The following is a 25,237-nucleotide window of genomic DNA, read 5'->3' on the forward strand; positions in this document are numbered from 1 at the left end:
GCCGTGGAGGTGGCAGTCTGGTGGCGTGAGTGAGATCGAAAGCAAGATTGAATCCCTGGTCACCGAGTGGATGTACCTGCCCGACATCTCGGAGCAGTGGGGGGTCCGGGTCACCGAGGTGCGTGACCTGGTCAAGAACGGCGGCCTGATCGCCGTCCGGCGCGGCCCGAACAAGTCGCTGCAGGTCCCTGCGGCGTTCATCGACGGCCCCGGGCTGGTCAAGCACCTGTCCGGCACCCTGACCGTCCTGCGGGACTGCGGGTACGACGACGTGGAGATCCTGGAGTGGCTCTTCACCGAGGACCCGTCGCTGCCCGGCAGCCCGATCCAGGCGCTGCGCGAGAACCGCGGCACCGAGGTCAAGCGCCGCGCCCAGGCGATGCTGATCTGATGGCGGCGGACACGCCGCGCGCTCGCCTGGCGGACGCGCGCCTCTACCTGTGCACCGACGCCCGTCGGGAGCAGGGCGACCTCGCCGAGTTCCTCGACGCGGCGCTGGCGGGCGGGGTGGACATCGTCCAGCTGCGCGACAAGGGCCTGGAGGCCAAGCAGGAGCTGGAGGCCCTGGAGGTCTTCGCCGACGCCTGCCGCCGCCACGGCAAGCTGCTGGCCGTCAACGACCGTGCCGACGTCGCGCACGCGGCCCGGCCGGACGTGCTGCACCTCGGCCAGGACGACCTGCCGGTGCCGGCCGCCCGGGCGATCCTCGGCGAGGACGTCCTGATCGGCCGGTCCTGCCACGCCGAGTCCGAGGTGGACGCGGCGGCCGTCGAACCCGGGGTGGACTACTTCTGCACCGGACCGGTCTGGCCGACCCCGACCAAGCCGGGCCGCCCGGCGCCGGGCCTCGGCCTGGTCTCGTACGCGGCGAAGCAGGCCGGCGACCGGCCGTGGTTCGCCATCGGCGGGATCGACCTCGGCAACCTGGACGAGGTGCTGGCCGCCGGCGCCCGCCGGATCGTCGTGGTCCGGGCCATCACCGCCGCGGCCGACCCGCGGGCAGCCGCCGCCGAGCTGTCCCGCCGGGTGCGTTCCAGCTGATCCCGGGGGCCGCCGCCGTCCTCAGTACTTGCGGACGGTGGCGGCCTCGGCCAGCGCCAGCAGCACCCCGCGGGCCCGCTCGTCCGCCAGCGGCGCCGCCTCCAGCGCGGCCAGCGACTGCCGCATCAGCTCCTCGATGCGGTGCTCCACCAGCTCGGGCGCGCCGCTGCGGGCGACCAGCTCGCGCAGCCCGGCGACCTCCTCGGGCGCCAGGTCCGGCGCGCCGAGCCGCTCGTCCAGGTGCCGGGCGTCGGCGGCGGACAGGCCGCGCATCGCGTGGGCGACCAGCAGGGTGCGCTTGCCCTCGCGCAGGTCGTCGCCGGCCGGCTTGCCGGTGACCGCCGGGTCCCCGAAGACGCCGAGCAGGTCGTCCCGCAGCTGGAAGGCCTCGCCCAGCGGCAGCCCGAACGCCCCGAGGGCCCCGACCAGCTCCGGCCCGGCCCCGGCCAGCAGCGCGCCGACCTGCAGGGGTCGCTCGATCGTGTACTTCGCCGACTTGTAGTGCAGCACGGTCCGCGCCCGGTCCAGCGCGCCCTCGTCCGTCGAGTCGCCGGCCACCGGCTCCAGCACGTCCAGGTACTGGCCGAGCATGACCTCGGTGCGCATCAGGTCGAACACCGGCTTGGCGGCCAGTACGGCGGCCGGCTCCAGGCCGGAGCGCAGGAACAGCTCGTCGCACCAGATCAGCAGCAGGTCGCCGAGCAGGACGGCGGCCGAGGCGCCGTACTGCTCCCGGTCGCCGCGCCAGCCGCTGTCGCGGTGCAGCGCCTCGAAGCGGCGGTGGACCGAGGGCAGGCCGCGGCGGGTGTCGCTGCGGTCCATCAGGTCGTCGTGCACCAGGGCGCTCGCCTGGAGCAGCTCCAGGGCGCCGGCCGCGTTGGCGATCCCGTCGCCGGCGGAGCCCTCGGCCGGGCCGCCGGCGGCGCGCCAGCCCCAGTAGCAGAAGGCCGGGCGCAGCCGCTTGCCGCCGTCCAGCAGGAAGTCGCGCAGGGCGTCGGCGGCCGGCACCAGTTGCGGCGAGATCGTGCCGAGCAGCGCGGACTGGCCGTCCATGAACGCGGCGAGCGCGGCGTTGACGCGTGTGCGGACGTCCTCCACGTCAATGGGGTTGGCCGGCCGGGTGCTGGACGAGATCACGATGGGGCTCCGCTGGTTCTCTGGGGTGCAGCAAGCGTAGCTGGGTGGCTGGGAACGGGCGTGCGAGCGGGCCCGCGGGGGTGGTCGGAGGGGGCGGCGCCCGGGGTGTCGGGCGGTTGCCGCGGGGGTGCCGTGCAGTTGCCGCCGAGTTGCAGCGGAGTTGCCCGGGACCAACCGGAATGCCGTCCGCCAGTTGTCTCAATCCGTGGAATCGAGTTGTCCGGCCTCGTCGGAGGCCCGATAGCCTGCCAGCATGGCACTCGGAATCGCTTCCACGAGAACGGACCGCGCACTGACCGTCCGCGAGCTCCTGGCGGCCGGCAAGCGCTCCTTCTCCTTCGAGTTCATGCCGCCGCGCACCGAGGCCGGTGAGCAGAAGCTCTGGGACGCCATCCGTCGACTCGAACCGCTCGACCCGAACTTCGTCTGCATGACGTACGGGGCGGGCGGCTCCTCGCGCGAGCGCACGGTCAACATGGTCGGCCGGATCGCCACCGAGACCACGCTGACCCCGGTCGCCCACCTGACCGCCGTCGACCACTCGATCGCGGAGCTGCGCAACATCATCGGCCAGTACGCGGACCAGGGCGTGCGCAACGTCCTCGCCGTCCGGGGCGACCCGCCCGGCGACCCGATGGGCGAGTGGGTCAGTCACCCGGAGGGCGTCACCTACGCCTACGAGCTGGTGGAGCTGATCAAGGGCATCGGTGACTTCTGCGTCGGCGTCGCCGCCTCGCCGAACATGCACCCGCGCTCGACGGACTGGGACGACGACATCCGGCACTTCGTGGCGAAGATCCGCTCCGGCGCCGACTACGCGATCACCCAGATGTTCTTCGAGGTGGACGACTACCTGCGGCTGCGCGACCGGGTGACCGCCGCCGGCTGCGAGACGCCGATCATCCCGGAGATCATGCCGGTCACCAACGCCAAGCAGCTGGAGCGCTTCCCGCAGCTCAGCGGCTCGGCCTTCCCCGCCGACCTGGAGGCCCGCCTGCGGGCCGCCATCGACGACCCGGCGGCGCTGCGGGCCGTCGGCATGGAGCACGCCACGGCGATGGCCGAGCGCCTGCTCGCCGAGGGCGCGCCCGGCCTGCACTTCATCACGCTGAACCACTCGACGGCGACCCTGGAGATCTACCAGAACCTGGGGCTGCACCAGCGCTGAGCGGCCGCCCGGCGCCCGGCCGGCGGGCCTTCCCGCAGGCTGTCCGGCCGACGGGTGGTCCTTCCGAACGCCGCGCTGACGCCGGACGTTCACGAGCCCGCCACCGTACCGACGGTGACGGGCTCGGTCGTGTGCGGCCGGTGCCGGGTGCGGCGGGAACGCGATGCGGTACCCCGGCCGTTGAACCGGTACAGTCGCCGGACACGCGCGGCGTGGACGCGCGGGCACGCGACTGGAGGTAGCGGGCGGATGGGCATCGGATACCTGCTGCTGTACGCCGCGTTGGCGGTGGTGGCGCTCTGGCTGGTCGCCGAGGTACTGCTGCAGAACCGGGCGCCGGTGCACTGGCGGGCCCTGGCCCTGGTCGGCTTCCTGGGCGTGGCCGTCGGGATGGGCCTGGGGTCGGTCGTGGTGATCGGGGCCGGTGCGGCGCTGTTCGCGCTCGGCCAGACCTTCGTGACGCTCTCGGTCAAGCGCGGCCACCAGGACGGCTGGTCCCTGCGGAAGGCCGACGGCAGTCTGCCGGGCCCGCTCGCCAAGGTGCCGCTGCTCGGCGCCCTCACCGGCGGCGGGGCCGCGGTGGCGGCCGTCGCGGTCGCGGCGGAGCGGATCGGCGAGGTCAGCGCCGTCGAGGAGACCCCGGCCGTCCCGCCGGCGCCGGTGTCGCAGGAGGTGCCGGAGGTCGAGCAGACCGCCGCCTTCGAGATGCAGGAGCTCGCCCAGGACGGCATCTACGCCCCCGGGTACTACGAGCAGCAGCCGCAGCAGCAGGCCCAGGACCCGTACGGCACCGCCTACCAGGGCGGCTACGACCAGCAGCAGTGGCAGACCGCGCAGCAGCCCGCCTTCGCCTACGACCAGTCCTACGGCGCCTACCCGCAGCAGGACCAGCAGCAGGACCCGTACGGCTACCAGCAGCAGGGCGGGCAGCACGACCAGTACGCGGGCTACCAGCAGCACCAGCAACACCAGCAGGCCTGGGACCCGAACACCCAGGGGTACCAGCAGCAGCACCAGGAGCAGTGGCAGCCCCAGCCGGACCCGAACGCCCAGGGCATCCCGCAGCAGCAGGCGTACGACCAGACCTACGGCTACCAGCAGCAGAACACCTGGCACCAGGGCTGACGCGCCCGGCGGGCGGAGGCCGGCGCACCGCCGCCCGCCCGGCCCGCGTCCTAGGCGGGGCCGACCAGGCCGGCGGCGATGCAGGCCGACATGCCGACGCGGGCCAGTCCGCCGCCGGGATGGGCGGTGCCGCCGATGAGGTAGAGACCGGGGACGGGCGTCTCGTTGGCGGCCTTCAGCCAGTCGCCGTCGGCTCCGGCGAGCACGGGCAGGGCGACCGAGCCGCCCGGGGCGCCGGTCTCCCGGCGGGTGTCCTCCGGGGTGCGCACGACCCGCCACAGCACCCGCTCGCGCAGGCCGGCGCCGGCCGCGTCGACGTGGGCGAGCAGCAGGTCGGCGTAGCGGTCGGCGACACCGGGGGCGGTCCAGTCGACCTCGCCCTGGGCCGGGACGGTCGCGGTCAGCACCACGCTCTCGTGCGCGTCGTCGGGTCGCAGCGCGGGGTCGTCCGGGCGCAGCACCTGCACGGTGGGGCGCTCGCAGAGCGGGCCCCGGCCGGTCAGCGACCGCTCCTCGGCGGCGAGGTCGGGAGCGTGCACCACGGTCCGGTGCGCCGTGCCCGCGGGACGAGGGCCGCGCAGGGCGAGCAGCACGCCGAACCGGCCGGGCGCTCCCGACGGACGCCACTCCTCGGCCGGCTTCCCCGGCCACTGCGCCAGGCCGCCGCCGAACAGCGCACCGGCGTCCATCGCGGAGAGCACCAGGTCGGCGTCGATCCGGCCGGCCGCGGTCTCGACGCCGCGCGCCCGGCCGTCCTCCACGACGACCCGGGTGACGGGGGTGTCGAAGCGGAACTCGACCTTGCGCAGCTCGCAGCGCCGGAACACCGCCTCCGCCAGGGCGCGCAGGCCGCCCCGGACGTACCAGACGCCGAAGGACTGCTCCATGTACGGCAGCACGGTCGCCCCGGCGGGGGCCCGGCCCGGGGCGAAGCCGTAGCGGACCGCGGACTCGAACAGCAGGGCGGTCAGGCCGGGGTGTCCGTCCAGCTGGCGCGCCGCCACGTCGTGCAGGGTCCACGGGACGGCGCGGCGCAGCCGGGCCAGGCCGGTGCGCGGCGGGACGGGGTACGGATCGGTGCCCAGGAACGCGGGGTCCGACGGGAGCGGCTCCTCCAGCAGCGGGCGGCGGGTGGCCTCCCAGACCGTCCGGCCGTGGTTCATCACCGCGCTCCAGCGGGCGCCGGAGCCGGCCCCGAAGGCCGCGTCCAGGGCCTGGCTGACGCCGCCTCGGGAGGCGTTGGGCAGTGCGACGGCGGTGCCGTCGGCGAAGACGTGCCGGCTCTCCGGATCGACCGGGGCCAGCTCGACCAGCTGCTCCAGCGGCTCCTTGCCGGTCTTCAGCGCGAGGTCGCGGTAGACGGCGGGCAGGGCCAGCAGCCCGGGCCCGGTGTCGAAGGCGAAGCCGTCCCGCTCGTACCGGCCGACCATGCCCCCGTACGTGCCGCCCGCCTCGCAGACCGTCACCCGGTGGCCGAGCGTGGCCAGCCGGGAGGCCGCCGCGAGCCCGCTCATTCCTGCGCCGATGATGACGATCCGTGCCATGGGTCCTGATCCTAGGACCCCGGGACGCCGCGGCCCGCGGTCAGCCCCCGGCCGCCTGCTGCCGTCAGACCCCCGGCTGTCCGGCGTACGCGCCGGCGGCGGCCCGGGCGGCCTTGCGCTCGCGGCGCCGGGCCCGGAAGGCGCGGATCTTGCTGATCGCCAGCCACACCAGCAGCAGCCCGACGGCCAGGACCACGGCCGCGATCGAGGCGGCCAGCCACGGGTGGAAGATCGCCAGGGTGACCAGGCCGGCCACCGAGAGGTCCTCCGCCATGCTGACCACGATGTTGCTGGCCGGCTCGGGCGAGGTGTTGACGGCCATCCGCAGCGAGGCCTTCACCAGATGGCTGACCAGCGCCGTCGTGCCGCCCATCGCGCCGGCCGCGACCTCGCTGAGCGAACCGGGGTCGTTGCTCGCGATCAGCACGCCCACGGTGGCGCCGGCGATCGGCCGGATCACGGTGTGCACGACGTCCCAGACGCTGTCCACGTACGGGATCTTGTCGGCCACCGCCTCCACCGCGAACAGCACGGCGGCCGCGATCAGCACGTCCGTGCGCTCCAGCGCGTGCGGCACCGACTCCGCGCCGGCGAACCGGCCCAGCAGGCCGAGCAGCAGCACCACCGCGTAGGCGTTGATACCGCTGGCCAGTCCGCTGGTGAAGATCAGCGGCAGGATCGTCATGGCCTCCCCCTCCTCGCAAGAACCCGGGCCGGTTCCACCCGGCCCCGCCGTACCGTACCCGGACCCGGGACGCCGTGCGGGCCCCCGTCGGTTCCGCCGCCGGGGGAGCACCGGGGCACTGAGTACGGATACTCAGATGCACGGTTGAGTACGTCAGCGGATGGCCCCCGACCTGCGGAGACGGGAGAGTGGTGACACCCGGGAGGGAACGGCGCGTCGGGCGCCGGGCCCACCCGGGTGGCGGATCCTCCGTCCCCCCGGGCCGTACGGCCCGGGGCGGTGACGGAAGATCCGCAACGGGGCTGGTCACGGTCCCCGCACCGCCGACACGGGGCGGCGGAGCGGGCCGGGGGGAGACCGGCCACGGGGGAGGTTCGCCACCGTCGTCCGTGGGGGGGAACGGCGGAGGCGACGGCACACGGCGGCGGCGCGGTCCGGGGGAGGGCCCGCGCCCGCCGCCGCTCTGCTTTCCGGGGCCTCCCGCCCGGAACGGACGGATTGTCAGTGGTGCCGGTCACGATGGAGGGGCACGGACCACCCGGTCCGCGCGCTGCCTCGGAACGGGGGAGACCATGACCATCAGCCATCCGGAGCCCGTCACCGCCCGCCTCCACTCCGCCGCCCTCCCGCACATCCCGGACCCGTCGGGCGGGCGCCCCGCCGGCCGGGACGTCCACCCCGTGCTGCGCCGGGTCGCCGCGCCGCCGGCCGCCCTCGACCTGCTCACCGACGCCCACCGCACGCTCGCCCGGGCCCGCGCCCTGGAGGACCCGCTGGAGCGGTACGCCACCGCGCACCTGGCGGCGCTGCGCACGGTGGCGGCCGTCCTGGCGGTGCGCGGCCGCCCGGAGAAGAACCCGCGGCGGCGCAAGGCCATCCGCAGTGCCTGGGAGGTGCTGCCCGAGATCGCCCCGGAGCTCGCCGAGTGGGCGCTCTACTACGGTGCCGGCGCCCGCCGCCGGGCCGCCGCCGAGGCCGGGATCCGGGGCGCCGCGTCGGCCCGCGACGCCGACGACCTGATCCGCAACTCCGCCCTGTTCCTGCGCCTGGTCGAGCGGCTGCTGGGCCTGCGGGCGGTCCCGCCCGCACCGCGGTTGCCGCTGGACGGCGAGGAGCCGTCAGGCGCGAGCGACCCGGCCACCCGGCAGGCTTAAGGTGGAGGCATCCTGATCGAACTGCACGTGCCAAGGAGTCCCACCTTGTACCCGACGCGTCCCCGCAGTGCCCTGCGTACCGCCGTGGTGTGGGAGGTGGTGCGGGCAGCCCTCGAGAAGCGGGCGGCCGAGCTGGACCAGCCGGTGCTCGACGTGGTCGACACCGGCGGCGGCACGGGCAACTTCGCCGTGCCGGTGGCCAAGCTCGGCCACCGGGTGACCGTGGTCGACCCGAGCCCGGACGCGCTGTTCGCCCTGGAGCGGCGGGCCGCCGAGGCCGGCGTCACGGACCTGGTCCGGGCCGTCCAGGGCGACACCCAGACACTGCCCGACCTCGTCGCCCCCGGCACCGTGGACGCGGTGCTCTGCCACGGCGTGCTGGAGGTCGTGGACGACCCGGCGGAGGCGCTCGGCAGCCTGGCCGGCACCCTGCGCAAGGGCGGGCTGGTCAGCCTGCTGGCCGCCAACCGCAACGGCGCCGTCCTGGCCCGCGCGCTGGCGGGCCACTTCACCGAGGCCCGGACGGTGCTCTCCGCCACCGACGGCCGCTGGGGCGAGCAGGACCCGATGCCGCGCCGCTTCACCGGTGACGAGCTGGGCCGGCTCGCCGAGGACGCGGGCCTGCGGGTGGAGTCGGTGCACGGCGTGCGGGTCTTCGCCGACCTGGTCCCCGGGGTGCTGGTGGACACCGAGCCGGGTGCGCTGGAGGCGCTGCTGAAGCTGGAGCAGGCCGCCGCCGAGCAGCCCGCCTTCCACGCCGTGGCGACCCAGCTGCACCTGCTGGCGACCCTGGCCTGAACCCGGACCGAGCCCGGACCGAGTCCGGAGGGAGTTCCGGCCCGAGTTCGGATCGGGTCCGGATCGGGTCCCGCCGGAGCCGCCCCTCGCCGGGCCTTCGCGAACCCTCCGCGAGACCTTCGCCGCCGTACGGTTCGCACACCGTACGGCGGCGGTTCGCATTCCGGACGCCCGCCCGTTCCCGGGCCCGGCTGACCGGCCGGTTTCCGTTCTCCCGAGGCGGAGGTCCCCAGGTCCGGACTGATTCCACCGGATCGGGCACTTGTCCGGGGCGTGGCGCGTTGACACCGGTGCGGCCGTGCCCGGTCGAAGTGGCTGGGCCCACGCGGCGCAGACCACCCCGTAACGGGCCTACGGACCGTATGATCTGGGTAAAGCCGGAAAGCATGACAGCCGGATGCGTGGGGCATATGGACGACACGGGCCGGGTCCCCCGCACAGGCGTCCGACCGTGTGCCCCAAGGCTGATTGGACTTGCCTCCCCGACCGGGGTGGGCGGACCGGTCGCACCCGCGACCGACGAGTAGGAGGACTCCGTGCCGCTCTCGGAGCACGAGCAGCAACTGCTCGACCAGATGGAGCGAGCGCTGTATGCCGAAGATCCCAAATTCGCGTCGGCGCTCGAGGGAACCGGGCTGCGCACCTACACCCGTCGGCGGGTCTACCTGGCCATCGCCGGATTCGTGGTGGGGATCGGCCTCTTGATGGGTGGCATGGTCGTTCCGAACCAGATCTGGGTCAGCGTCGTGGGCTTCCTGGTGATGCTCGGCTGCGCGGTGTTCGCCGTGACCGGCTGGCGTCGCGGGCCCGCGAGCCAGGGCTCCGGGCCGCGCCAGGCCGCCGCCCCGCGCCGCAAGGCCGGGATGATGGACCGGGTCGAGCAGCGCTGGCAGCGTCGCCGGGACGAGCAGACCGGCGTCTTCCGTGTCCGGCCCCGGACCGGTGTCCGGGGCCGGAGCTCACGACTGCGTGGTGTCCGACTCGGGGGCGTCCGGCTTCGGCCGCCGGGTGAGGACCCGCCGGAGCGGGCCGGAGGCCGCCTCGTTCGCCCGGGCCGCCCGGGTACCGACGGCCGTCCGGGCCGCCCGCACCGCGTCGGAGATCCGCCACCACAGCTGCGCCGAGGACGGCGGCAGCAGCAGCGCCCTGGTCCGCTCGGCCCGGCCGGCGCTCGCCCGCAGGCCGCGCCGGGCGGTGCGGACGTCGGCGGCCAGCGGTGCCGCGGTGCCCTGGCCGGGCGGGGCGTACAGCACCCGCTCGGTGGCCAGCGCCAGTCGGCCGGTGGCGGCCGCCGAGTCCGCGTCCAGCTCCGCGGTCTCGGTGATCCGGCGCGCGGCCGCACGCGGGGTGCGTGACTCGTCCGGGGGAATTCCGAGGTCCCAGGCGGAGTCGACCAGCTCGTCCCAGGCGGCCAGCACCTGGGCGTCGGTCAGCTCCCCGGGCCCCGTTCCGCCGGGCCGGCGGCGCCCGCCGCCGCCGAGCCTGCGACGGCGCAGGGCCGTGCGCCAGAGCATCGGGGAGAGCAGCAGTGCGATCAGTGCCAGCACCGCGGCGAGGGTGCCGAGCACCTGACCGGACAGCAGCCAGGACTCCTCGGCGGCGTGCGCGGCGGCCTTGCCCTTGGGCCCGCAGTCGCCCAGCTGGCGCTGCTTGGCGTCGCAGTCCGAGCCGGAGGACGGCATCGGGGCGGCCGAGGCGGTCTGCGGCGCGGCGGTCGGGTGCTGGGTCGGCGCCGTGGTCGGGGCGTTGGACGCCTCGCTGTAGCGGGTCGGGACGCCGCGGCTTGGGGTCGGCTCGAAGCGCATCCAGCCGTAGCCCGCGAAGTACAGCTCCGGCCAGGCGTGGTACATCCGGCCGCTCACCGTGTAGACGTTGCCGCCCTTGTTGTTGCCGGGGGTGAAGCCGACGGCGACCCGGGCCGGGATCTTCAGCGACCGGGCCATCGCCGCCATGGTGGAGGCGAAGTGCACGCAGAAGCCCCGGCGGTCGCGCAGGAACACCGCGATGGCGTTGCTGCCGGTGCCGGCGGCGACCGTGGTGTCGTACGTGAAGTCCGGCCCGGTGAACCAGTTCACCAGGGCCATCGCCCGGTCGTAGTCGTTCTTCGCGCCGCTGGTGATCTGCCGGGCCTGGTCGGAGACCACGCCGGGCAGGTCGGACGGGACGGTGGTGTAGCGGTCCCGGATGTCCTGCGGCCCGGGGGGCGCCAGGCGCAGCTCGGTGGCGGTGGGCCGCAGGTCCAGCGCGCTGACGTGGTAGTGCAGGCCGCGGATCGCCTTGTCGTTGGCCGGGACGACGGTGCGGGTCAGCGGGTCGAGCTTCCAGTCGCCGCGGTTGGGGACCTGGACGGAGGCGGCCGGGTAGGGCATCGGCAGCCAGCTCTTCGCCAGCCCGTCGCTGACCGTGAAGTCGCCCTCGATCCGGGGGACGTTGGCGTTGCGCAGGCCTTCGGGGTTGGGCAGCGACTCCGGGAGGTCGGTGACCGCGGTGCTGCTGAGCCGCCAGTTGGTGCCGTCGAACTGGTCCAGCGAGCCGGTCCGCAGGTAGATCTGGTCGGCCTGCTCGCTGTCCAGGGTGTAGCTGAGCAGCTCGGCGTCGGTGGGCCTGGTGATCGCGGCCTCCAGGCTGACCATCGGGTCGAGGCTGGTCGCCACGCTCCCGCCGACGCCCTTGCCGGCGGTTCCGCCCGAGGCGGGGTCCAGCAACCCGGAGCTCCAGTGCGGCAGGACGACGGGGAGCAGTATCGCCACGGCCAGCGCCAGGACGCCGACCTGTCGGCCGCCCGGGCTGACCGTGCCGGAGCCCACGGTGCCGCGGGCGCTGCCACGGAAGACCCGGCCCCAGCGGGAGACCCGGTCCTGGCCCTCGGCGAAGAGCAGCAGCAGGTAGCCGGCCGCGGCGACCGCGAACCAGAACCAGCTGCCGTGGTCCCCGGCCAGGCCGTTGCCGATCGAGTACAGCGCCAGCAGCGGCAGCCCGGCGAGGGCCGAGCGCCGGTAGGTCACCGCGATGGTGTCCACCGCGACGGCGATCAGGCCGACCGCGGAGACCAGGATCAGCCGCAGGCCGGCGGTGGGCGGCGCCGGGATCGCGTACTGCTGGATGTCGTCCAGGCCCGAGGAGAAGACCTGGTCCAGGACCCGCATCGAGGACGGCCCGGGCACCAGGCCGCCGAGCACCCCGCCGGCACCGGCGAAGCCGACCAGCATCAGCAGGAACAGCACCAGCAGCTGCGCGACCGGCACCGTCCAGCGGTACAGCGGGGAGCGGCGCAGGCCGACGCCGACCGCGGCGAGGACGGCGATCACCAGGACGGCGTGGGTCAGCCAGCTGCGCGTGGTGAGCAGCGGGAGCATGCAGAGCGAGGCGAGGGCGGTGGCCAGCGCCGCGTAGACGGTCAGTTTGGCCCGGGTGGTCACGCGCCGGCCTCTTCTCGGTTGGGGGCGGTCGTCCTGGCGCCTTCGGCGGCCCGCCACAGGTCCGGTACGGAGTCGCCGGCGCGCACCGGGATGACCGTCCAGCCGGCTCCGCGCAGCTTCCGGACCCGGGCCCGGAACTCGTCGCCGCCGGTGTCCGGGGCGAGCATCCGCAGGCCGGCCCAGGTGCCGGTGTCCAGCAGGAAGGCGATCGCCCCGCCGGTGCGGCTGCGCAGCCGGCCCAGCCGGGCGGTCTGGGTGTCGTCCAGTTCGCCGAGGACGGCGACCAGCAGGCCCTCGCCACCGGTGCGCAGCGGCTCCTCGGCGCGGGAGAGCGTGCCGCCGTCGGACAGGTCGGCGATCGCGAGGGCGTCCAGGATCAGCCCGGAGGTGTCGGCGGCGTGGTTGTGGCCGCCCGCGCCGGGACCGGGGACCGCGAGACCGGTGTCGGTGAGCAGCCGGGTCTGGTAGCCGCGCTCCAGCAGGTGCGCGGCGACCGAGGCGGCGCAGCTGACCGACCATTCGAAGGACGAGGCGGGGCCGCTGCCCCGGTGACCGATCTCCCGGGTGTCCAGCAGGACGGTGGCCCGGGCCCGCTGCGGCTGCTCCTCGCGGCGCACCATCAGTTCGCCGTACCTGGCGGTGGAACGCCAGTGCACCCGGCGCAGGTCGTCGCCGGGCCGGTACTCGCGCAGGATCACGTCGTCGTCGCCGGCCAGCGCGAGGGTGCGGCTGTGGCTCTCGCCCTGGCCGAGCCACTCGCCGCTGAGGCGGACCGCCGGCAGGGCCTGGACCAGGGGGACGACGGTGAGGACGTCGGAGGCGGTGAAGGCGCGGGTCACCTCGCACATCCCGAACGGGTCGGACAGCCGCAGCTGCAGCGGCCCGAGCGGGTAGCGGCCGCGCAGGTCGGAACGGACCCGGTAGGACACCTCGCGGTGGCCGCGCGGCTCGACCCGGTCCAGCACGAAGCGCGGGCGCGGCCCGAGCACGTACGGGACCTTGTCCTCCAGGAGCAGCAGGCCGGTGGGCACCCGGGAGACGTTGTCGAGCCGCAGGTGGACCCTCGCCTCCTGGCCGGCGACGGCCCGGCTCGGGCTGAGCCGGCGGCCGCTGGCCACCCGGTAGCGGGTGTTGGCGACCACGACCACGGCGACCAGCGGGAGCGCGGCGAGCAGCACGCCGACGCGCAGCAGGGCGTCCTGGTCGAGCAGGTAGGCGCAGACCACCGCGGTGACCCCGGCCGCGAGGAAGGACCGGCCCCGGGTGGTGAGGCCGCGGAACCCGGCCCGCAGCCCCGACGCCGAGTCGGACTGGGCCACCTCAGCCCCTCCGGACGGCCGGGCCGCCCTGCGGGCGCGGCAGCGGCAGCCGGGCGACCAGGTCGGTCACGATCTGCTCCGAGGTGCGGCGGCTGAGCTGGGTCTCGGCGGTCGGCATCAGCCGGTGCGCCAGGACCGGCACGGCGAGGCGCTGCACGTCGTCCGGGGTGACGTAGTCGCGCCCGTCCAGCGCGGCGGCGGCGCGGGCGGCCCGGACCAGGTGCAGGGTGGCGCGCGGCGAGGCACCCAGGCGCAGCTCGTGGCTGGTGCGGGTGGCGCCGACCAGGTCGACGGCGTAGCGGCGGACCGGGTCGGCGATGTGCACGGTGCGGACCAGGTCGATCAGCTTGAGGATGTCGGCGGCGTGCGCGACGGGCTGGAGGTCCTCCAGTGGGCTGGCGCCGGCGTGCACGTCCAGCATCGCGAGCTCGGCCTCGGGGCTGGGGTAGCCGATCGAGATCCGGGCCATGAAGCGGTCGCGCTGGGCCTCCGGGAGGGGGTAGGTGCCCTCCATCTCGACCGGGTTCTGGGTGGCCACGACCATGAACGGCGAGGGCAGCTCGTAGCTGGTGCCGTCGATGGTGACCTGGCGCTCCTCCATGGACTCCAGCAGCGCGGACTGGGTCTTGGGAGAGGCGCGGTTGATCTCGTCGCCGACCACGATCTGGGCGAAGATCGCGCCCGGGCGGAACTCGAAGTCGTGCTGCTGCTGGTCGTAGATGTTGGTGCCGGTGACGTCCGAGGGCAGCAGGTCGGGCGTGAACTGGATGCGGCGCACGGTGCAGTCGACGGAGCGGGCGAGCGCCTTGGCCAGCATGGTCTTGCCGACGCCGGGCACGTCCTCCAGGAGCAGGTGGCCCTCGGCGAGGAGGACGGTCAGGGCGATGCGGATGGCCTCCGGCTTGCCCTCGATCACGCTCTCGACGTTGGCGCGGATCCGGTCCACGACCGCGGCGAGCTCGGGGAGCCCGACCTGCTGGTACCCGTTCGCCCTCTGCTCGCCCCCCGCAGGACCACCGAGACCGGCCTGATCGTTGTAGCTCGTCACCCGTTTACGCTCCCTGGCACCCTGTGCCCGCCCCGTCCAGAGGCCGGACCCCACCCCATGCTTGACGCGGCCGTCCCGGGGTCGGTTCCGATGGTGGATCCGGCGTCGGGGAGGCGGCCTGCGGCCCGGCCGCCCCAGGTGGTTCGGGGTCCGACCGGCAGGCGCATTCTCCCCCGCGCGGTGGCCAGAAGTCACCATTCGGCCGACCCCGAATGCCCGAACGCCGTCGCTCGGGACGAGGCGCGGGCGGTTCGGGGTGCCGGCCGGACGGGGCGGCCCTAGCCGATCTCGCGCAGCAGGCCGGTGTGGACGTCGAAGACGAAGCCCCGGACGTCGTCGGTGTGCAGGAGGAAGGGCGAGGTGCGGACGCGCTGCATGGACTGGCGGACGTCGCCGTCCAGGTCGACGAAGGACTCCACCGCCCACTGCGGGCGCTGGCCGACCTCCAGCTCCAGCTCGCGGCGGAAGTCCTCGGTGAGCCCGAGCAGACCGCAGCCGGTGTGGTGGATGAGCGCGATCGAACGGGTACCGAGGGCGCGCTGGCTGATGGTCAGGGAGCGGATGGTGTCGTCGGTGACGACGCCGCCGGCGTTGCGGATGACGTGCGCGTCGCCCAGTTCGAGGCCGAGCGCCGCGAACAGGTCGAGGCGGGCGTCCATGCAGGCCACCACGGCGATCTTCTGCACCGGGCGGGCGTCCATGCCGCCGTCCCGGAAGGTCACCGCGTACTCGCGGTTGGCCGAGACGAAGCGGTCGATGATGGTGGGTCGGGCAGGGTCGGCAGCGGCGTTCGGCGTGGGCCGGTCGGGAGTCACTGTCATGCCGGCGACGTTAGTGCCGATCCGGTGTCCGCGGTGGGGTGGAGAGCTACAGAACCGGCGGCCGTGATCGAGCGCATCGCCACAACGGGAGGGGGCCGTCCGGGTCGGTCCCGGATGGGTCGTACGCGGTCGTGGGGCGGGGGCGCGCGACGGTTTCCGAGGGCCCCCGGATCGGGACGCCGTAGGGCCACCCCAACGGCCGCGACCTGCGGTGATCCGTACGGCCGCCCGGGTGGTGCGCCGGAGCGGACCATTGACTGGAAGGGCCTGCGCGATAGAGTTTGCGGCGCAGTGGAGCACACCCGTCGGAGCCCGTCAACCGGGCTTTCCCGGCCGGTGCGGCCGGTCGATGCGGCCCGTGGCCTCCACCCGCTCCGTGCCCACCTGGCGCACCTTCCCCGGCGCCGGGCGGTCACGATCTTCCCCTTGAGCGGGCGGGGACCACGGGCCGCTTCGTCGTGCCGGGGGACGGTGGGCGAGAATGGTCGCAGCTCCCGGACGTCGGGCTGCTCCGCACCGAGGAAGGGCGCTACCGCGCATGACCACCAACGAACCGGGCCCCAAGCACGTTCCGGTGATGCTGCAGCGGTGCATGGACGCCCTGGCGCCGGCGATCTCACGGCCCGGCGCCGTGGTGGTGGACGCCACCCTCGGCCTCGGCGGGCACAGCGAGGCGCTGCTCACCCAGTTCCCCGAGGTCCGGCTCGTCGCGGTGGACCGCGACCCGCAGGCGCTGAAGCTGTCCGGCGAGCGGCTGGCCCCCTTCGGTGACCGGGCGACCCTGGTGCACGCCGTGTACGACGAGATCCCCGAGGTGCTGGAGCGCCTGGGCATCGACCGCGTGGACGGCGTCCTGTTCGACCTCGGCGTCTCCTCGATGCAGCTGGACGAGGCGGACCGCGGCTTCGCGTACGCGCAGGACGCGCCGCTGGACATGCGGATGGACCAGACCCGGGGGATCAGCGCGGCGGAGGTGCTGAACACCTACAGTCACGGCGAGCTGGCCCGGATCCTGAAGTTCTACGGCGAGGAACGGTTCGCCGGGAAGATCGCCTCGGTGATCGTGCGGGAGCGGGCGAAGGAACCGTTCAGCAACAGCGCGCGTCTGGTCGATCTGGTGCGCAACGCCATTCCGGCGGCGACCCGCCGCACCGGCGGGAACCCGGCCAAGCGCACGTTCCAGGCGCTGCGGATCGAGGTCAACGGCGAGCTGGAGGTCCTGGACCGGGCGATCCCGGGGGCGCTGGAGGCCCTGACGATCGGCGGCCGGATCGTGGTGATGTCCTACCAGTCGCTGGAGGACCGCCTGGTGAAGCAGTACCTCGCCGCCGGGGCGACCAACACCGCCCCGCCCGGGCTGCCGTTCATCCCGGAGGAGCACCAGCCCTGGCTCAAACTGATCACCCGCGGTGCCGAGCTGGCCACCGAGGAGGAGATCGAGGAGAACCGGCGCGCCGCGCCCGTGCGGCTGCGGGTGGCGGAGAGGATCAGGGACCGAAGCAAGCGGGGCTGACGAAGCGGTCCGGCGGGGTCCGAAGGGCGGAGGAAAGCGGTGGGGCCGGTGGCCGGTGAGGTCCGGGCGGGGCGGGGAGGACTCCCCGGGCAGGGCAGGGCACGCATCACGGTCCGGCCGGGGAAGCGCCCGGTCCGGGGGCGCACGCCGTTCGCGGTGCTCGTCGTGGTGTTGCTGGCGGCGGGCCTGCTGGGGCTGCTGGCCCTGAACACCGCGCTCAACGAGGGCTCCTTCGAGCTGTCCCGGCTGCAGAAGCAGACCACCGTGGCGACCGACGAGCAGCAGAGCCTGCAGCACCAGATCGACCAGAGCTCGGCCCCGGACGCACTGGCCAGGCGGGCCGCCGAGCTGGGCATGGTCCCGGCTGCCGGAATGGCCTTCCTGGACGTCCCGAACGGAGGCAAGGTGGTCGGCACGCCCGGTCCGGCGCAGGACAGCCCGCCGGTCAAGCACTCGACGGCCGAACCGTGGCCGACGAAGCCCCAGCCGAACGGCACCCAGCCGCCGGCGGCCCAGCCACCGGCTCCGTCGGCCGCGCCGACCACGCCCGCCGCTCCGACGACGGCCGCCTCGGCCGGCGACTCGGTGATCCAGCTCAACCCGGCCACGCCCGCGCGGCCGAGCGGGGGTGCCGCTCGATGACCACGCCTCGTCAGCCCACCGGGGGCTCCGGCTCGGGCTCCGGCAACGGTCGCCGTCCGGTACCCAGGGGCGCCGCGCCCCGCGGGCAGTCCGCCGCCGGCCGTCCGCCGTCGGCCAAGGGACAGCCTGCGAAGGGCCAGTCGGCGAAGGCACAGCCGACGAAGGGCCAGCCCGTCCGCGGTCAGTCCGCGAAGGCGCAGCCCGCGAAGGTACAGCCCGCGAAGGCACAGCCCGGCAAGGCCGGCACGTCCCGTACGACCCCGCGCACCCCGCAGCAGCGCCGCCCCGAGAGCCGTCCGCCGGCCCGCAGTCAGGCGGCGGTGCGGCCGCGCCCGAAGAGCCGGCTGCCGCAGCGCCCCAAGGCGCTCAAGCTGGCCGAGCCGAAGCGCCGGCTGCGGGTGATCACCATCGTGATGTCGCTGGTGTTCTCGGTCTTCGCGGGCCGCCTGATCCAGCTCCAGCTGGTCGACTCGGACGCGCTGGCCGCCGACGCCAACACCAACCGCTACCTGAACATCCCGATCACCGCCGAGCGCGGCTCGATAACGTCCGCCGACGGGGTGGCGCTGGCCGCCACCGTCGACGCGTACGACATCACCGCCGACCCGGCGATGTTCACCCCGGAGGCGACCGGCATCCCGGACGCGCCGGAGCAGGCGGCCGCGCTGCTGTCGCCGATCCTCGGCGTGCCCAAGGAGAAGATCGCCGCCGACCTGCACACCCCCAAGACCCGCTACAAGCGCCTCGCCGCCCAGCAGACCCCGGCCGCCAAGAACCAGATCAGCGACCTCAAGTCGAGCCTGGAGAAGCAGGCCGGCTCGCGCGCCTGCCAGGTCCAGAAGAAGCTGCTCGGCAAGCCCGCCGACCAGGGCGGGCGCACCCGGGTGGACAACGAGTGCGCCAACCCGCTCGCCGGGGTGTTCAACCGGGAGACCCAGAAGCGCGTGTACCCCGCCGACGGACTGGCCGCCAACCTGGTCGGCTTCGTCAACGGCGAGGGCGCGGGCGCCGGCGGCCTGGAGCTGCAGTACCAGCAGCAGCTGACCGGCAAGGACGGCCACAGCAGCTACGCCCAGGCGGGCGGGCGGCTGGTGCCCACCGCCGGCGGCTCGATGGAGCCGGCCGTGCCGGGCAGCGACGTGAAGCTGACGATCAACCGGGACATCCAGTGGGCCGCCCAGCGGGCGATCACCGACCAGGTGGCCAACTCCGGCGCGGAGAAGGGCTACGTGGTGGTCCAGGACGTGAAGACCGGCCAGGTCCTCGCGATGGCCACCGCGCCCGGGTTCAACCCGAACGACCTGAGCCTGTCCAAGCAGGCCCAGCTGGGCAACCCCGCCCTGGTCGACGCGTACGAGCCGGGCAGCACCGCCAAGCTGATGAGCCTGGCCGCCGTCCTGGACTCCGGCAAGGCCACCTGGGACACCAAGGTCACCGTGCCCAACCGGCTGGTCCGGGCCGGCCAGCAGTTCAAGGACGACGTCAACCACGACCCGTGGTACCTGACCCTGGCCGGGGTGCTGGCCAAGTCCTCCAACATCGGCACCATCGAGGCGATCGAGACCCTCGGAGGCGGCGACCAGCTCCAGGCCAACAAGGTGCTGGACGGCTACATGCGCAAGTTCGGCGTCGCCCAGCCGACCGGCCTGAACTTCCCCGGGGAGACCCCCGGGATGCTCAAGAAGCCGGAGGACCTGGTCGCGTCGGAGAAGTACAACATCTCGTTCGGCCAGGGACCGCTGCAGATGAACGCGCTGCAGGCCACCTCGGTCTACTCGACCATCGCCAACGGCGGGGTGCGGGTCGCGCCCAGCATCGTCCAGGGCGTCACCGGCCCGGACGGCAAGTACACCGCGACGCCGCCGGGGGAGCAGACCCGGGTGGTCGGCCCGGAGACGGCCAAGACCCTCACCTCGATGCTGGAGTCGGTCGTCGACGACGAGCAGGGCACCGGCGGCAAGGCGGCCATCCCCGGCTACCGGGTCGCGGGCAAGACCGGCACCGCCGACAGGGGGGCCGCCAACGGCGTCGGCTACGACGGCTACACCGCCTCCTTCATCGGCTTCGCCCCCGCCGACGCCCCCCGGGTCACCGTCTCCTGTACCCTCCAGGGCCCGGTCAACGGCCACTTCGGCGGCCAGCTGTGCGGACCGGTGTTCAAGCAGGTGATGGAGTTCACCCTGAAGACCCTGCAGGTCCCGCCGAGCGGCAGCCAGGCACCCAACCTGCCCGTCGAGTGGAAGCCGTGAGCGAGGATGAACGACGAGCGGGCCGGGCTGGACGACGGCGCGGCGCGGGGCCGGTTTGGCCCTGGACACCCTTCGACGGATAGCCTTCCCGCCGTGCCGAAACCCGATCAAACCACCGTGAGTCCGCCCCGCCCGACCGGGACCGCCGCTCTGCCGCTCGCCGAGCTGGCCGCCCGCCTGGGTCTCCCGCCCGTCGAGGGAGGTGCCGTCACCGGCGTCACCCACGACTCCCGCGCGGTCCGCCCCGGCGACGTGTACGTGGCCTTCCCGGGCGCCAACCACCACGGCGCGGCCTTCACGGCCAAGGCCGCCGAGTCCGGCGCGGTGGCCGTGCTCACCGACCGGGCCGGCGCCGAGCTGGCGGCCGGCACCGGCCTGCCGCTGCTCGTCGTGGAGCGGCCGCGGGCCGTCATGGGCGAGCTCGCCGCGATCGTCTACGGCCGCCCCTCCGAGCGGCTGCTGATGATCGGGCTGACCGGTACCAACGGCAAGACCACCACCTCGTACCTGGTCGAGGGCGGCCTGCGCGGCGCGGGGCGGACCCCCGGCGTCATCGGCACCGTCGAGATGCGGGTCGGCGACGAGCGGATCAAGAGCGAGCGCACCACCCCCGAGGCCACCGACCTGCACGCGATCCTCGGCGTGATGGCCGAGCGCGGCGCCGACGCGGTGACGATGGAGGTCTCCAGCCACGCCCTGGTCTTCGGCCGCACCGACGGCGTCGCGTACGACGTCGCGCTGTTCAACAACCTCACGCCCGAGCACCTCGACTTCCACCCGGACATGGAGGACTACTTCCAGGCGAAGGCCCGGCTCTTCCAGCCCGGAAAGTCCCGCCACGGCGTGGTCAACCTGGACGACGAGTACGGTCGCCGGCTCGCCGGCGAGGCCGGGATCCCGGTGACGACCTTCTCCGCCACCGGAGCCCCGGAGGCCGACTGGCGGGCCGTGGACGTCCGGCTCGGCCCGGTCGGATCGACCTTCCGGGTGCTCGGCCCGGACGGCGCCGAGGCCGACGCGGCGGTGCCGCTGCCCGGCCCGTTCAACGTCGCCAACGCGCTCGCCGCGATCACCCTGCTGGTCGCCGCCGGACTGCCGCTGGAGCAGGCCGTGGCCGGCGTCGCCGCCGTCCCCGGCGTGCCCGGCCGGCTGGAGCGGGTGGACGCCGGGCAGCCCTTCGTGGCTGTCGTGGACTACGCGCACAAGCCGGACGCCCTGCGGGCCGTCCTCGCTTCGCTGCGCGAGGTCACCAAGGGCCGGCTGCACGTCGTCGTCGGCTGCGGTGGCGACCGCGACCCGCACAAGCGCGGCCCGATGGGCGACATCGCCGCCCGCCTCGCCGACACCGCCCTGCTGACCAGCGACAACCCGCGCAGCGAGGACCCGCTGGCGATCCTCGCCACTATGCTGACCGGCGCCGCCGCGGTGCCCGAGGCCGAACGCGGGGCCGTCCTGGTCGTTCCCGACCGGGCCGAGGCGATCCAGCTCGCGGTTGCCCGCGCCCGCGCGGGGGACACCGTGCTGGTGGCCGGCAAGGGCCACGAGCTCGGCCAGTACGTACGAGACGAGATCCGCCCCTTCGACGACCGGGAGGTGCTGCGCGAGTCCATCGCGCGGACCACGGTCGTGCGGGGCGACCGAGGAGTAGAGCAGCAGTGATCGCACTGACCCTCGCCGAGGTGGCCGCCGCAGTCGGAGGCACCCTGGACGGCGCGGACCCGGACGTCCTGGTCACCGGCCCGGTCGAGGTCGACTCGCGGAAGGTGAGCCCCGGCGGCCTGTTCGCTGCCTTCGTCGGTGAGCACGTGGACGGCCACGACTACGCGACCACGGCGGTCGCGGCCGGCGCCGTCGCGGTGCTGGCCTCCCGCCCGGTCGGCGTGCCCGCCGTCCTGGTCGACAGTGTGGTGGAGGCGCTCGGCAGGCTGGCCCGCACGGTGGTCGCCCGCGCCGAGGGCACCGCCGTGGTCGCGCTGACCGGCTCGGCCGGCAAGACCAGCACCAAGGACCTGATCGCCCAGCTGCTCCAGCGCCACGGCGAGACCGTCTACCCGCCCGGCTCGCTCAACAACGAGATCGGCCACCCGATGACCGCGCTGCGGGTCGAGGCCGGCACCCGGCACCTGGTGATGGAGATGGGCGCCCGGCACAAGGGCGACATCGAGTACCTCACCTCGATCACCCCGCCCCGGGTCGGCGTGGTGCTGAACGTGGGCACCGCCCACGTCGGCGAGTTCGGCTCCAAGGAGGCGATCGCCGAGGCCAAGGGCGAGCTGGTCGAGGCGCTGCCCGCGGACGGGGCCGCGATCCTCAACGCGGACGACCGGCTGGTGCGCGCCATGGCCTCCCGCACCAAGGCGAAGGTGGTCCTGTTCGGGGAGTCCCCGGACGCCCACGTCCGGGCGACGGATGTTCGCCTGGACGCCACCGGACGGCCGTCCTTCACGCTCACCACCCCGGCCGGTTCCGCGCCCGTGCAGCTGCGCCTGTACGGTGAGCACCACGTCTCGAACGCCCTCGCCGCCGCCGCGGTGGCGGTGGAGCTCGGGATGTCCGTCGACGACACCGCCGCAGCCCTGGGCGAGGCGGGTGCGCTGTCCCGCTGGCGCATGGAGGTCGTCGACCGGGCCGATGGTGTCACCGTCGTCAACGACGCCTACAACGCGAACCCCGACTCGATGCGGGCCGCGCTGCGGGCGCTGGTCTCGATGGGGGGGCGCGGCCCGGAGCGCCGCCGTACCTGGGCGGTGCTCGGCGAGATGCGGGAGCTCGGCGAGGAGAGCCTGGCCGAGCACGACGCCATCGGGCGGCTCGCCGTCCGGCTCGACGTCACCAAGCTGGTGGCGGTCGGCGGACGCGAGGCGGCCTGCATGGAACTCGGCGCGAGGAACGAAGGTTCGTGGGGTGAGGAGTCGGTGCTGGTGTCCGACGCGGACGCGGCGGTCGATCTGCTGCGCAGTCAGCTGCGGCCGGGGGATGTGGTCCTGGTGAAGGCGTCCCGTTCGGTGGGGCTGGAGAAGGTGGCCGAGGCCCTCCTTGCGGACGGTGCTGCCCGATGATGAAGCAGATCCTCATCTCCGGGATGATCGGCCTGATCCTCTCGCTGCTCGGCACGCCCGCCCTGATCAAGCTGCTCGCCCGGCAGGGCTACGGCCAGTACATCCGCGATGACGGGCCCAAGGCGCACCACAGCAAGAAGGGCACGCCCACCATGGGCGGCATCGCCTTCATCCTGGCGACCCTGATCGCGTACTTCGGCACCAAGGCGATAACGGGCGAGCCCCCGACCGCCTCCGGGCTGCTGGTGCTCTTCCTGACCGCGGGCCTCGGCCTGGTCGGCTTCCTGGACGACTACATCAAGGTCGTCAAGCGCCGCTCGCTGGGCCTGCGGGCCAAGGCGAAGCTGGCCGGTCAGTCCATCGTCGGACTCGTCTTCGCGGTCCTGGCCCTGCAGTTCCACGACGACCGGGGGCTCAGCCCGGCCTCGCAGTCGCTGTCCTTCGTGCGCGACTTCAAGTGGTCGATCGGCCCGGTGCTGTTCGTCATCTTCGCGTACTTCATGATCGCGGCGACCTCCAACGGCGTGAACCTGACGGACGGTCTGGATGGCCTCGCCACCGGTGCCTCGGTGATGGCCTTCGGCGCCTACACCTTCATCGGCGTCTGGGAGTACGGCCAGAGCTGCGCCTACTTCCTGTCCGCCACCAACGCCTGCTACGACGTCCGCGATCCGCTGGACCTCGCGGTGGTCGCGGCCGCCCTGATGGGCTCCTGCTTCGGCTTCCTGTGGTGGAACACCTCGCCCGCCAAGATCTTCATGGGTGACACCGGCTCGCTCGCCCTCGGCGGCGCCCTGGCCGGTCTGGCGATCTGCTCCCGCACCGAGCTGCTGCTCATCCTGCTCGGCGGCCTGTTCATGATCATCACCCTGTCGGTGATCATCCAGGTCGGCTCCTTCCGGATGACCGGCAAGCGCGTCTTCAAGATGGCACCACTGCAGCACCACTTCGAACTCAAGGGCTGGAGCGAAGTCCTGGTCGTGGTCCGCTTCTGGATCATCCAGGGCCTCTGCGTGGCCGTCGGCCTCGGCCTCTTCTACGCGGGATACCGGACCGGATGACGAACCCCCAGCTGACCAATCCGCAGTTCTCCGACCTGCCCGTCGTCGTCGCCGGACTCGGCGTCTCCGGCATCAGCGCCGCGCGCGTCCTGCACGGCCTCGGCGCCCGCGTCACCGTCGTGGACGGCGGCAGCGGGCCCGGCCTGGTCGCCCGGGCCGCCGAGCTGGAGGCACAGGGCGTCACCGTGCGCCTCGGCGACGGCGCGAGCCTGCCCGAGGGCACCGAGCTGATCGTCACCTCGCCCGGCTGGGCGCCGGACAGCGCGCTGTTCGCCGCCGCCGAGGCGGCCGGGGTGCCGGTCTGGGGCGACGTCGAACTCGCCTGGCGGCTGCGCAAGCCGCTGCCGGGCACCGGCGAGCCCGCCCCCTGGCTGGCCGTCACCGGCACCAACGGCAAGACCACCACCGTCCAGATGCTCGCCTCGATCCTCGCCGCCGCCGGCAAGCGCACCGCCGCCGTCGGCAACGTCGGGGTCTCGGTGCTGGACGCGGTGCTCGCCGAGGAGCCGTACGACGTGCTCGCCGTCGAGCTCTCCAGCTACCAGCTGCACTGGGCGCCCTCGCTGCGCCCGTACTCGGCGGCCGTACTCAACCTGGCGCCCGACCACCTCGACTGGCACGGCTCGATGGAGGCGTACGCCGCCGACAAGGGCCGGATCTACGAGGGCAACGTCGTCGCCTGCGTGTACAACCTGGCCGACCCGGCCACCGAGGCGCTGGTCCGCGAGGCCGACGTCGAGGAGGGCTGCCGGGCGATCGGTTTCGGCCTCGGCGCGCCGAGCCCGTCGAACTTCGGCGTGGTGGACGGGCTGCTGGTGGACCGGGCCTTCATCGAGGACCGGACCAAGAACGCGGCGGAGCTGGGCTCCGTCGAGGACGTCAACCCGCCGGCCCCGCACAACATCGCCAACGCGCTCGCCGCGGCGGCGCTGGCCCGGGCGTACGGCGTCGAGCCGAAGGCCGTCCGCGAGGGCCTGCGGGCCTTCCGCCCGGACGCCCACCGGATCGCCGAGGTCGGCGTGGTCCGCGAGGTCACGTACATCGACGACTCCAAGGCCACCAACACCCACGCCGCGGCCGCCTCGCTGGCCGCCTACCGCCCGATCGTCTGGATCGCCGGGGGCCTCGCCAAGGGCGCGGCCTTCGACGACCTGGTACAGGGCGCGGCCGAGCGGCTGCGCGCTGTGGTGCTGATCGGCCAGGACCGGGCGCTGATCCGGGAGGCGCTGGAGCGACACGCTCCGGATGTGCCGGTGATCGAGGCGGCCGAGGGCCAGACTGGCGCGGTGGCGATGGCCGAGGTCGTCCGCACGGCCGCGTCGCTCGCCCGATCGGGTGACACGGTGCTGCTGGCGCCGGCCTGCGCCTCGATGGACATGTTCACCAACTACGGCGAGCGCGGCGACATGTTCGCGGCGGCCGTCCGGGGGCTGGCGAACGAGTAGCGGGCGGCG

Annotated in this window: 20 protein-coding genes and 1 pseudogene; 14 read left to right on the forward strand and 7 right to left on the reverse strand. The window is 74.1% G+C overall.

What is annotated here, in order from left to right; translation table 11 throughout:
• Positions 1 to 25 precede the first annotated feature (25 nt).
• Together ACFV0O_RS08010 and thiE are read left to right on the forward strand one after the other, a co-directional pair.
• Positions 26 to 391: an Rv2175c family DNA-binding protein gene (locus ACFV0O_RS08010; protein ID WP_360262167.1), complete on the forward strand. Its 366-nt coding sequence runs from the start codon at positions 26 to 28 to the stop codon at positions 389 to 391.
• On the forward strand, positions 391 to 1,041 hold the full coding sequence (gene thiE / locus ACFV0O_RS08015) for a thiamine phosphate synthase (RefSeq protein WP_380337930.1): 651 nt from the start codon (positions 391 to 393) through the stop codon (positions 1,039 to 1,041). The genes ACFV0O_RS08010 and thiE overlap by 1 nt, the downstream gene beginning before the upstream one ends.
• 21 nt (positions 1,042 to 1,062) lie before the next feature.
• Here thiE and ACFV0O_RS08020 read toward each other — a convergent pair whose 3' ends face one another.
• Positions 1,063 to 2,178, reverse strand: a complete 1,116-nt coding sequence (locus ACFV0O_RS08020; RefSeq protein ID WP_360262169.1) for a polyprenyl synthetase family protein — start codon at positions 2,176 to 2,178, stop codon at positions 1,063 to 1,065.
• Positions 2,179 to 2,431: 253 nt separating this feature from the next.
• On the opposite strand from ACFV0O_RS08020, the gene metF reads away from it, so the two are divergent.
• Positions 2,432 to 3,346 carry a methylenetetrahydrofolate reductase [NAD(P)H] gene (metF, locus tag ACFV0O_RS08025; RefSeq protein ID WP_380337933.1) on the forward strand — a complete coding sequence of 305 codons (915 nt, stop codon included), beginning with the start codon at positions 2,432 to 2,434 and terminating at the stop codon, positions 3,344 to 3,346.
• Between the two features lie 249 nt (positions 3,347 to 3,595).
• On the forward strand, positions 3,596 to 4,471 hold the full coding sequence (locus ACFV0O_RS08030; protein WP_380337936.1) for a hypothetical protein: 876 nt from the start codon (positions 3,596 to 3,598) through the stop codon (positions 4,469 to 4,471).
• Between the two features lie 50 nt (positions 4,472 to 4,521).
• Here the strand turns inward: ACFV0O_RS08030 and ACFV0O_RS08035 are convergent, their stop codons facing one another.
• Both ACFV0O_RS08035 and ACFV0O_RS08040 read right to left on the reverse strand, forming a co-directional pair.
• Entirely contained in the window at positions 4,522 to 6,015 is a 1,494-nt protein-coding gene (locus ACFV0O_RS08035) for a phytoene desaturase family protein (RefSeq protein WP_380337939.1), read from the reverse strand.
• Positions 6,016 to 6,079: 64 nt separating this feature from the next.
• The gene (locus ACFV0O_RS08040) at positions 6,080 to 6,700 is read right to left on the reverse strand and encodes a DUF4126 domain-containing protein (protein WP_360262173.1); all 621 of its coding nucleotides are present in this window, start codon (positions 6,698 to 6,700) and stop codon (positions 6,080 to 6,082) included.
• A 578-nt stretch (positions 6,701 to 7,278) separates the two neighbouring features.
• On the opposite strand from ACFV0O_RS08040, the gene ACFV0O_RS08045 reads away from it, so the two are divergent.
• From ACFV0O_RS08045 to ACFV0O_RS08055, 3 genes and pseudogenes are all read left to right on the forward strand, one after another.
• Complete coding sequence (locus ACFV0O_RS08045) at positions 7,279 to 7,854, forward strand: SAV_6107 family HEPN domain-containing protein (protein WP_380338284.1); 576 nt, start codon at positions 7,279 to 7,281, stop codon at positions 7,852 to 7,854.
• 45 nt (positions 7,855 to 7,899) lie between these two features.
• On the forward strand, positions 7,900 to 8,652 hold the full coding sequence (locus ACFV0O_RS08050; protein WP_360262175.1) for a methyltransferase domain-containing protein: 753 nt from the start codon (positions 7,900 to 7,902) through the stop codon (positions 8,650 to 8,652).
• Between the two features lie 536 nt (positions 8,653 to 9,188).
• Positions 9,189 to 9,569: pseudogene (locus ACFV0O_RS08055) on the forward strand (DUF3040 domain-containing protein); the annotation flags it as partial.
• Between the two features lie 42 nt (positions 9,570 to 9,611).
• Here ACFV0O_RS08055 and ACFV0O_RS08060 read toward each other — a convergent pair.
• From ACFV0O_RS08060 to ACFV0O_RS08075, 4 genes are all read right to left on the reverse strand, one after another.
• The gene (locus tag ACFV0O_RS08060) at positions 9,612 to 12,071 is read right to left on the reverse strand and encodes a DUF3488 and DUF4129 domain-containing transglutaminase family protein (RefSeq protein ID WP_380337943.1); all 2,460 of its coding nucleotides are present in this window, start codon (positions 12,069 to 12,071) and stop codon (positions 9,612 to 9,614) included.
• On the reverse strand, positions 12,068 to 13,390 hold the full coding sequence (locus ACFV0O_RS08065; protein ID WP_380337946.1) for a DUF58 domain-containing protein: 1,323 nt from the start codon (positions 13,388 to 13,390) through the stop codon (positions 12,068 to 12,070). Before ACFV0O_RS08065 ends, ACFV0O_RS08060 begins: the two co-directional genes overlap by 4 nt.
• Before the next feature lies 1 nt (position 13,391).
• On the reverse strand, positions 13,392 to 14,336 hold the full coding sequence (locus ACFV0O_RS08070) for an AAA family ATPase (RefSeq protein ID WP_380338286.1): 945 nt from the start codon (positions 14,334 to 14,336) through the stop codon (positions 13,392 to 13,394).
• A gap of 380 nt (positions 14,337 to 14,716) precedes the next feature.
• On the reverse strand, positions 14,717 to 15,259 hold the full coding sequence (locus ACFV0O_RS08075) for a beta-class carbonic anhydrase (protein WP_380337949.1): 543 nt from the start codon (positions 15,257 to 15,259) through the stop codon (positions 14,717 to 14,719).
• Positions 15,260 to 15,797: 538 nt separating this feature from the next.
• Here ACFV0O_RS08075 and rsmH point away from each other — a divergent pair.
• The 7 genes from rsmH to murD all read left to right on the forward strand — a co-directional run bounded on the left by rsmH (position 15,798) and on the right by murD (position 25,228).
• Positions 15,798 to 16,772 (forward strand): 16S rRNA (cytosine(1402)-N(4))-methyltransferase RsmH, encoded by a 975-nt coding sequence (rsmH, locus tag ACFV0O_RS08080; protein WP_360256955.1) that lies wholly within the window; start codon positions 15,798 to 15,800, stop codon positions 16,770 to 16,772.
• Between the two features lie 156 nt (positions 16,773 to 16,928).
• Positions 16,929 to 17,414 (forward strand): hypothetical protein, encoded by a 486-nt coding sequence (locus tag ACFV0O_RS08085; RefSeq protein WP_380337953.1) that lies wholly within the window; start codon positions 16,929 to 16,931, stop codon positions 17,412 to 17,414.
• Entirely contained in the window at positions 17,411 to 19,663 is a 2,253-nt protein-coding gene (locus tag ACFV0O_RS08090) for a penicillin-binding transpeptidase domain-containing protein (protein ID WP_380337956.1), read from the forward strand. The genes ACFV0O_RS08085 and ACFV0O_RS08090 overlap by 4 nt, the downstream gene beginning before the upstream one ends.
• A 6-nt stretch (positions 19,664 to 19,669) precedes the next feature.
• Entirely contained in the window at positions 19,670 to 21,322 is a 1,653-nt protein-coding gene (locus ACFV0O_RS08095; protein WP_380337959.1) for a UDP-N-acetylmuramoyl-L-alanyl-D-glutamate--2,6-diaminopimelate ligase, read from the forward strand.
• Positions 21,319 to 22,722: a UDP-N-acetylmuramoyl-tripeptide--D-alanyl-D-alanine ligase gene (gene murF, locus ACFV0O_RS08100; protein WP_380337962.1), complete on the forward strand. Its 1,404-nt coding sequence runs from the start codon at positions 21,319 to 21,321 to the stop codon at positions 22,720 to 22,722. The genes ACFV0O_RS08095 and murF overlap by 4 nt, the downstream gene beginning before the upstream one ends.
• Positions 22,722 to 23,783, forward strand: a complete 1,062-nt coding sequence (gene mraY / locus ACFV0O_RS08105; protein WP_380338288.1) for a phospho-N-acetylmuramoyl-pentapeptide-transferase — start codon at positions 22,722 to 22,724, stop codon at positions 23,781 to 23,783. Before murF ends, mraY begins: the two co-directional genes overlap by 1 nt.
• Positions 23,780 to 25,228: a UDP-N-acetylmuramoyl-L-alanine--D-glutamate ligase gene (murD, locus tag ACFV0O_RS08110; protein ID WP_380337965.1), complete on the forward strand. Its 1,449-nt coding sequence runs from the start codon at positions 23,780 to 23,782 to the stop codon at positions 25,226 to 25,228. The genes mraY and murD overlap by 4 nt, the downstream gene beginning before the upstream one ends.
• Positions 25,229 to 25,237 lie beyond the last annotated feature (9 nt).

The sequence above is a fragment of the Kitasatospora sp. NPDC059577 genome (genome assembly GCF_042735475.1).
Taxonomy (GTDB): Bacteria; Actinomycetota; Actinomycetes; order Streptomycetales; family Streptomycetaceae; genus Kitasatospora.

What these genes read in the sequence shown, in the direction of transcription:
- ACFV0O_RS08095 (WP_380337959.1), top strand. Translation starts at nt 19,670, where the DNA reads ATGAACGACGAGCGGGCCGGGCTGGACGACGGCGCGGCGCGGGGCCGG.
- ACFV0O_RS08075 (WP_380337949.1), bottom strand. Translation starts at nt 15,259, where the DNA reads ATGACAGTGACTCCCGACCGGCCCACGCCGAACGCCGCTGCCGACCCT.
- ACFV0O_RS08040 (WP_360262173.1), bottom strand. Translation starts at nt 6,700, where the DNA reads ATGACGATCCTGCCGCTGATCTTCACCAGCGGACTGGCCAGCGGTATC.
- rsmH (WP_360256955.1), top strand. Translation starts at nt 15,798, where the DNA reads ATGACCACCAACGAACCGGGCCCCAAGCACGTTCCGGTGATGCTGCAG.
- ACFV0O_RS08035 (WP_380337939.1), bottom strand. Translation starts at nt 6,015, where the DNA reads ATGGCACGGATCGTCATCATCGGCGCAGGAATGAGCGGGCTCGCGGCG.
- ACFV0O_RS08090 (WP_380337956.1), top strand. Translation starts at nt 17,411, where the DNA reads ATGACCACGCCTCGTCAGCCCACCGGGGGCTCCGGCTCGGGCTCCGGC.
- thiE (WP_380337930.1), top strand. Translation starts at nt 391, where the DNA reads ATGGCGGCGGACACGCCGCGCGCTCGCCTGGCGGACGCGCGCCTCTAC.
- metF (WP_380337933.1), top strand. Translation starts at nt 2,432, where the DNA reads ATGGCACTCGGAATCGCTTCCACGAGAACGGACCGCGCACTGACCGTC.
- mraY (WP_380338288.1), top strand. Translation starts at nt 22,722, where the DNA reads ATGAAGCAGATCCTCATCTCCGGGATGATCGGCCTGATCCTCTCGCTG.
- ACFV0O_RS08030 (WP_380337936.1), top strand. Translation starts at nt 3,596, where the DNA reads ATGGGCATCGGATACCTGCTGCTGTACGCCGCGTTGGCGGTGGTGGCG.
- murD (WP_380337965.1), top strand. Translation starts at nt 23,780, where the DNA reads ATGACGAACCCCCAGCTGACCAATCCGCAGTTCTCCGACCTGCCCGTC.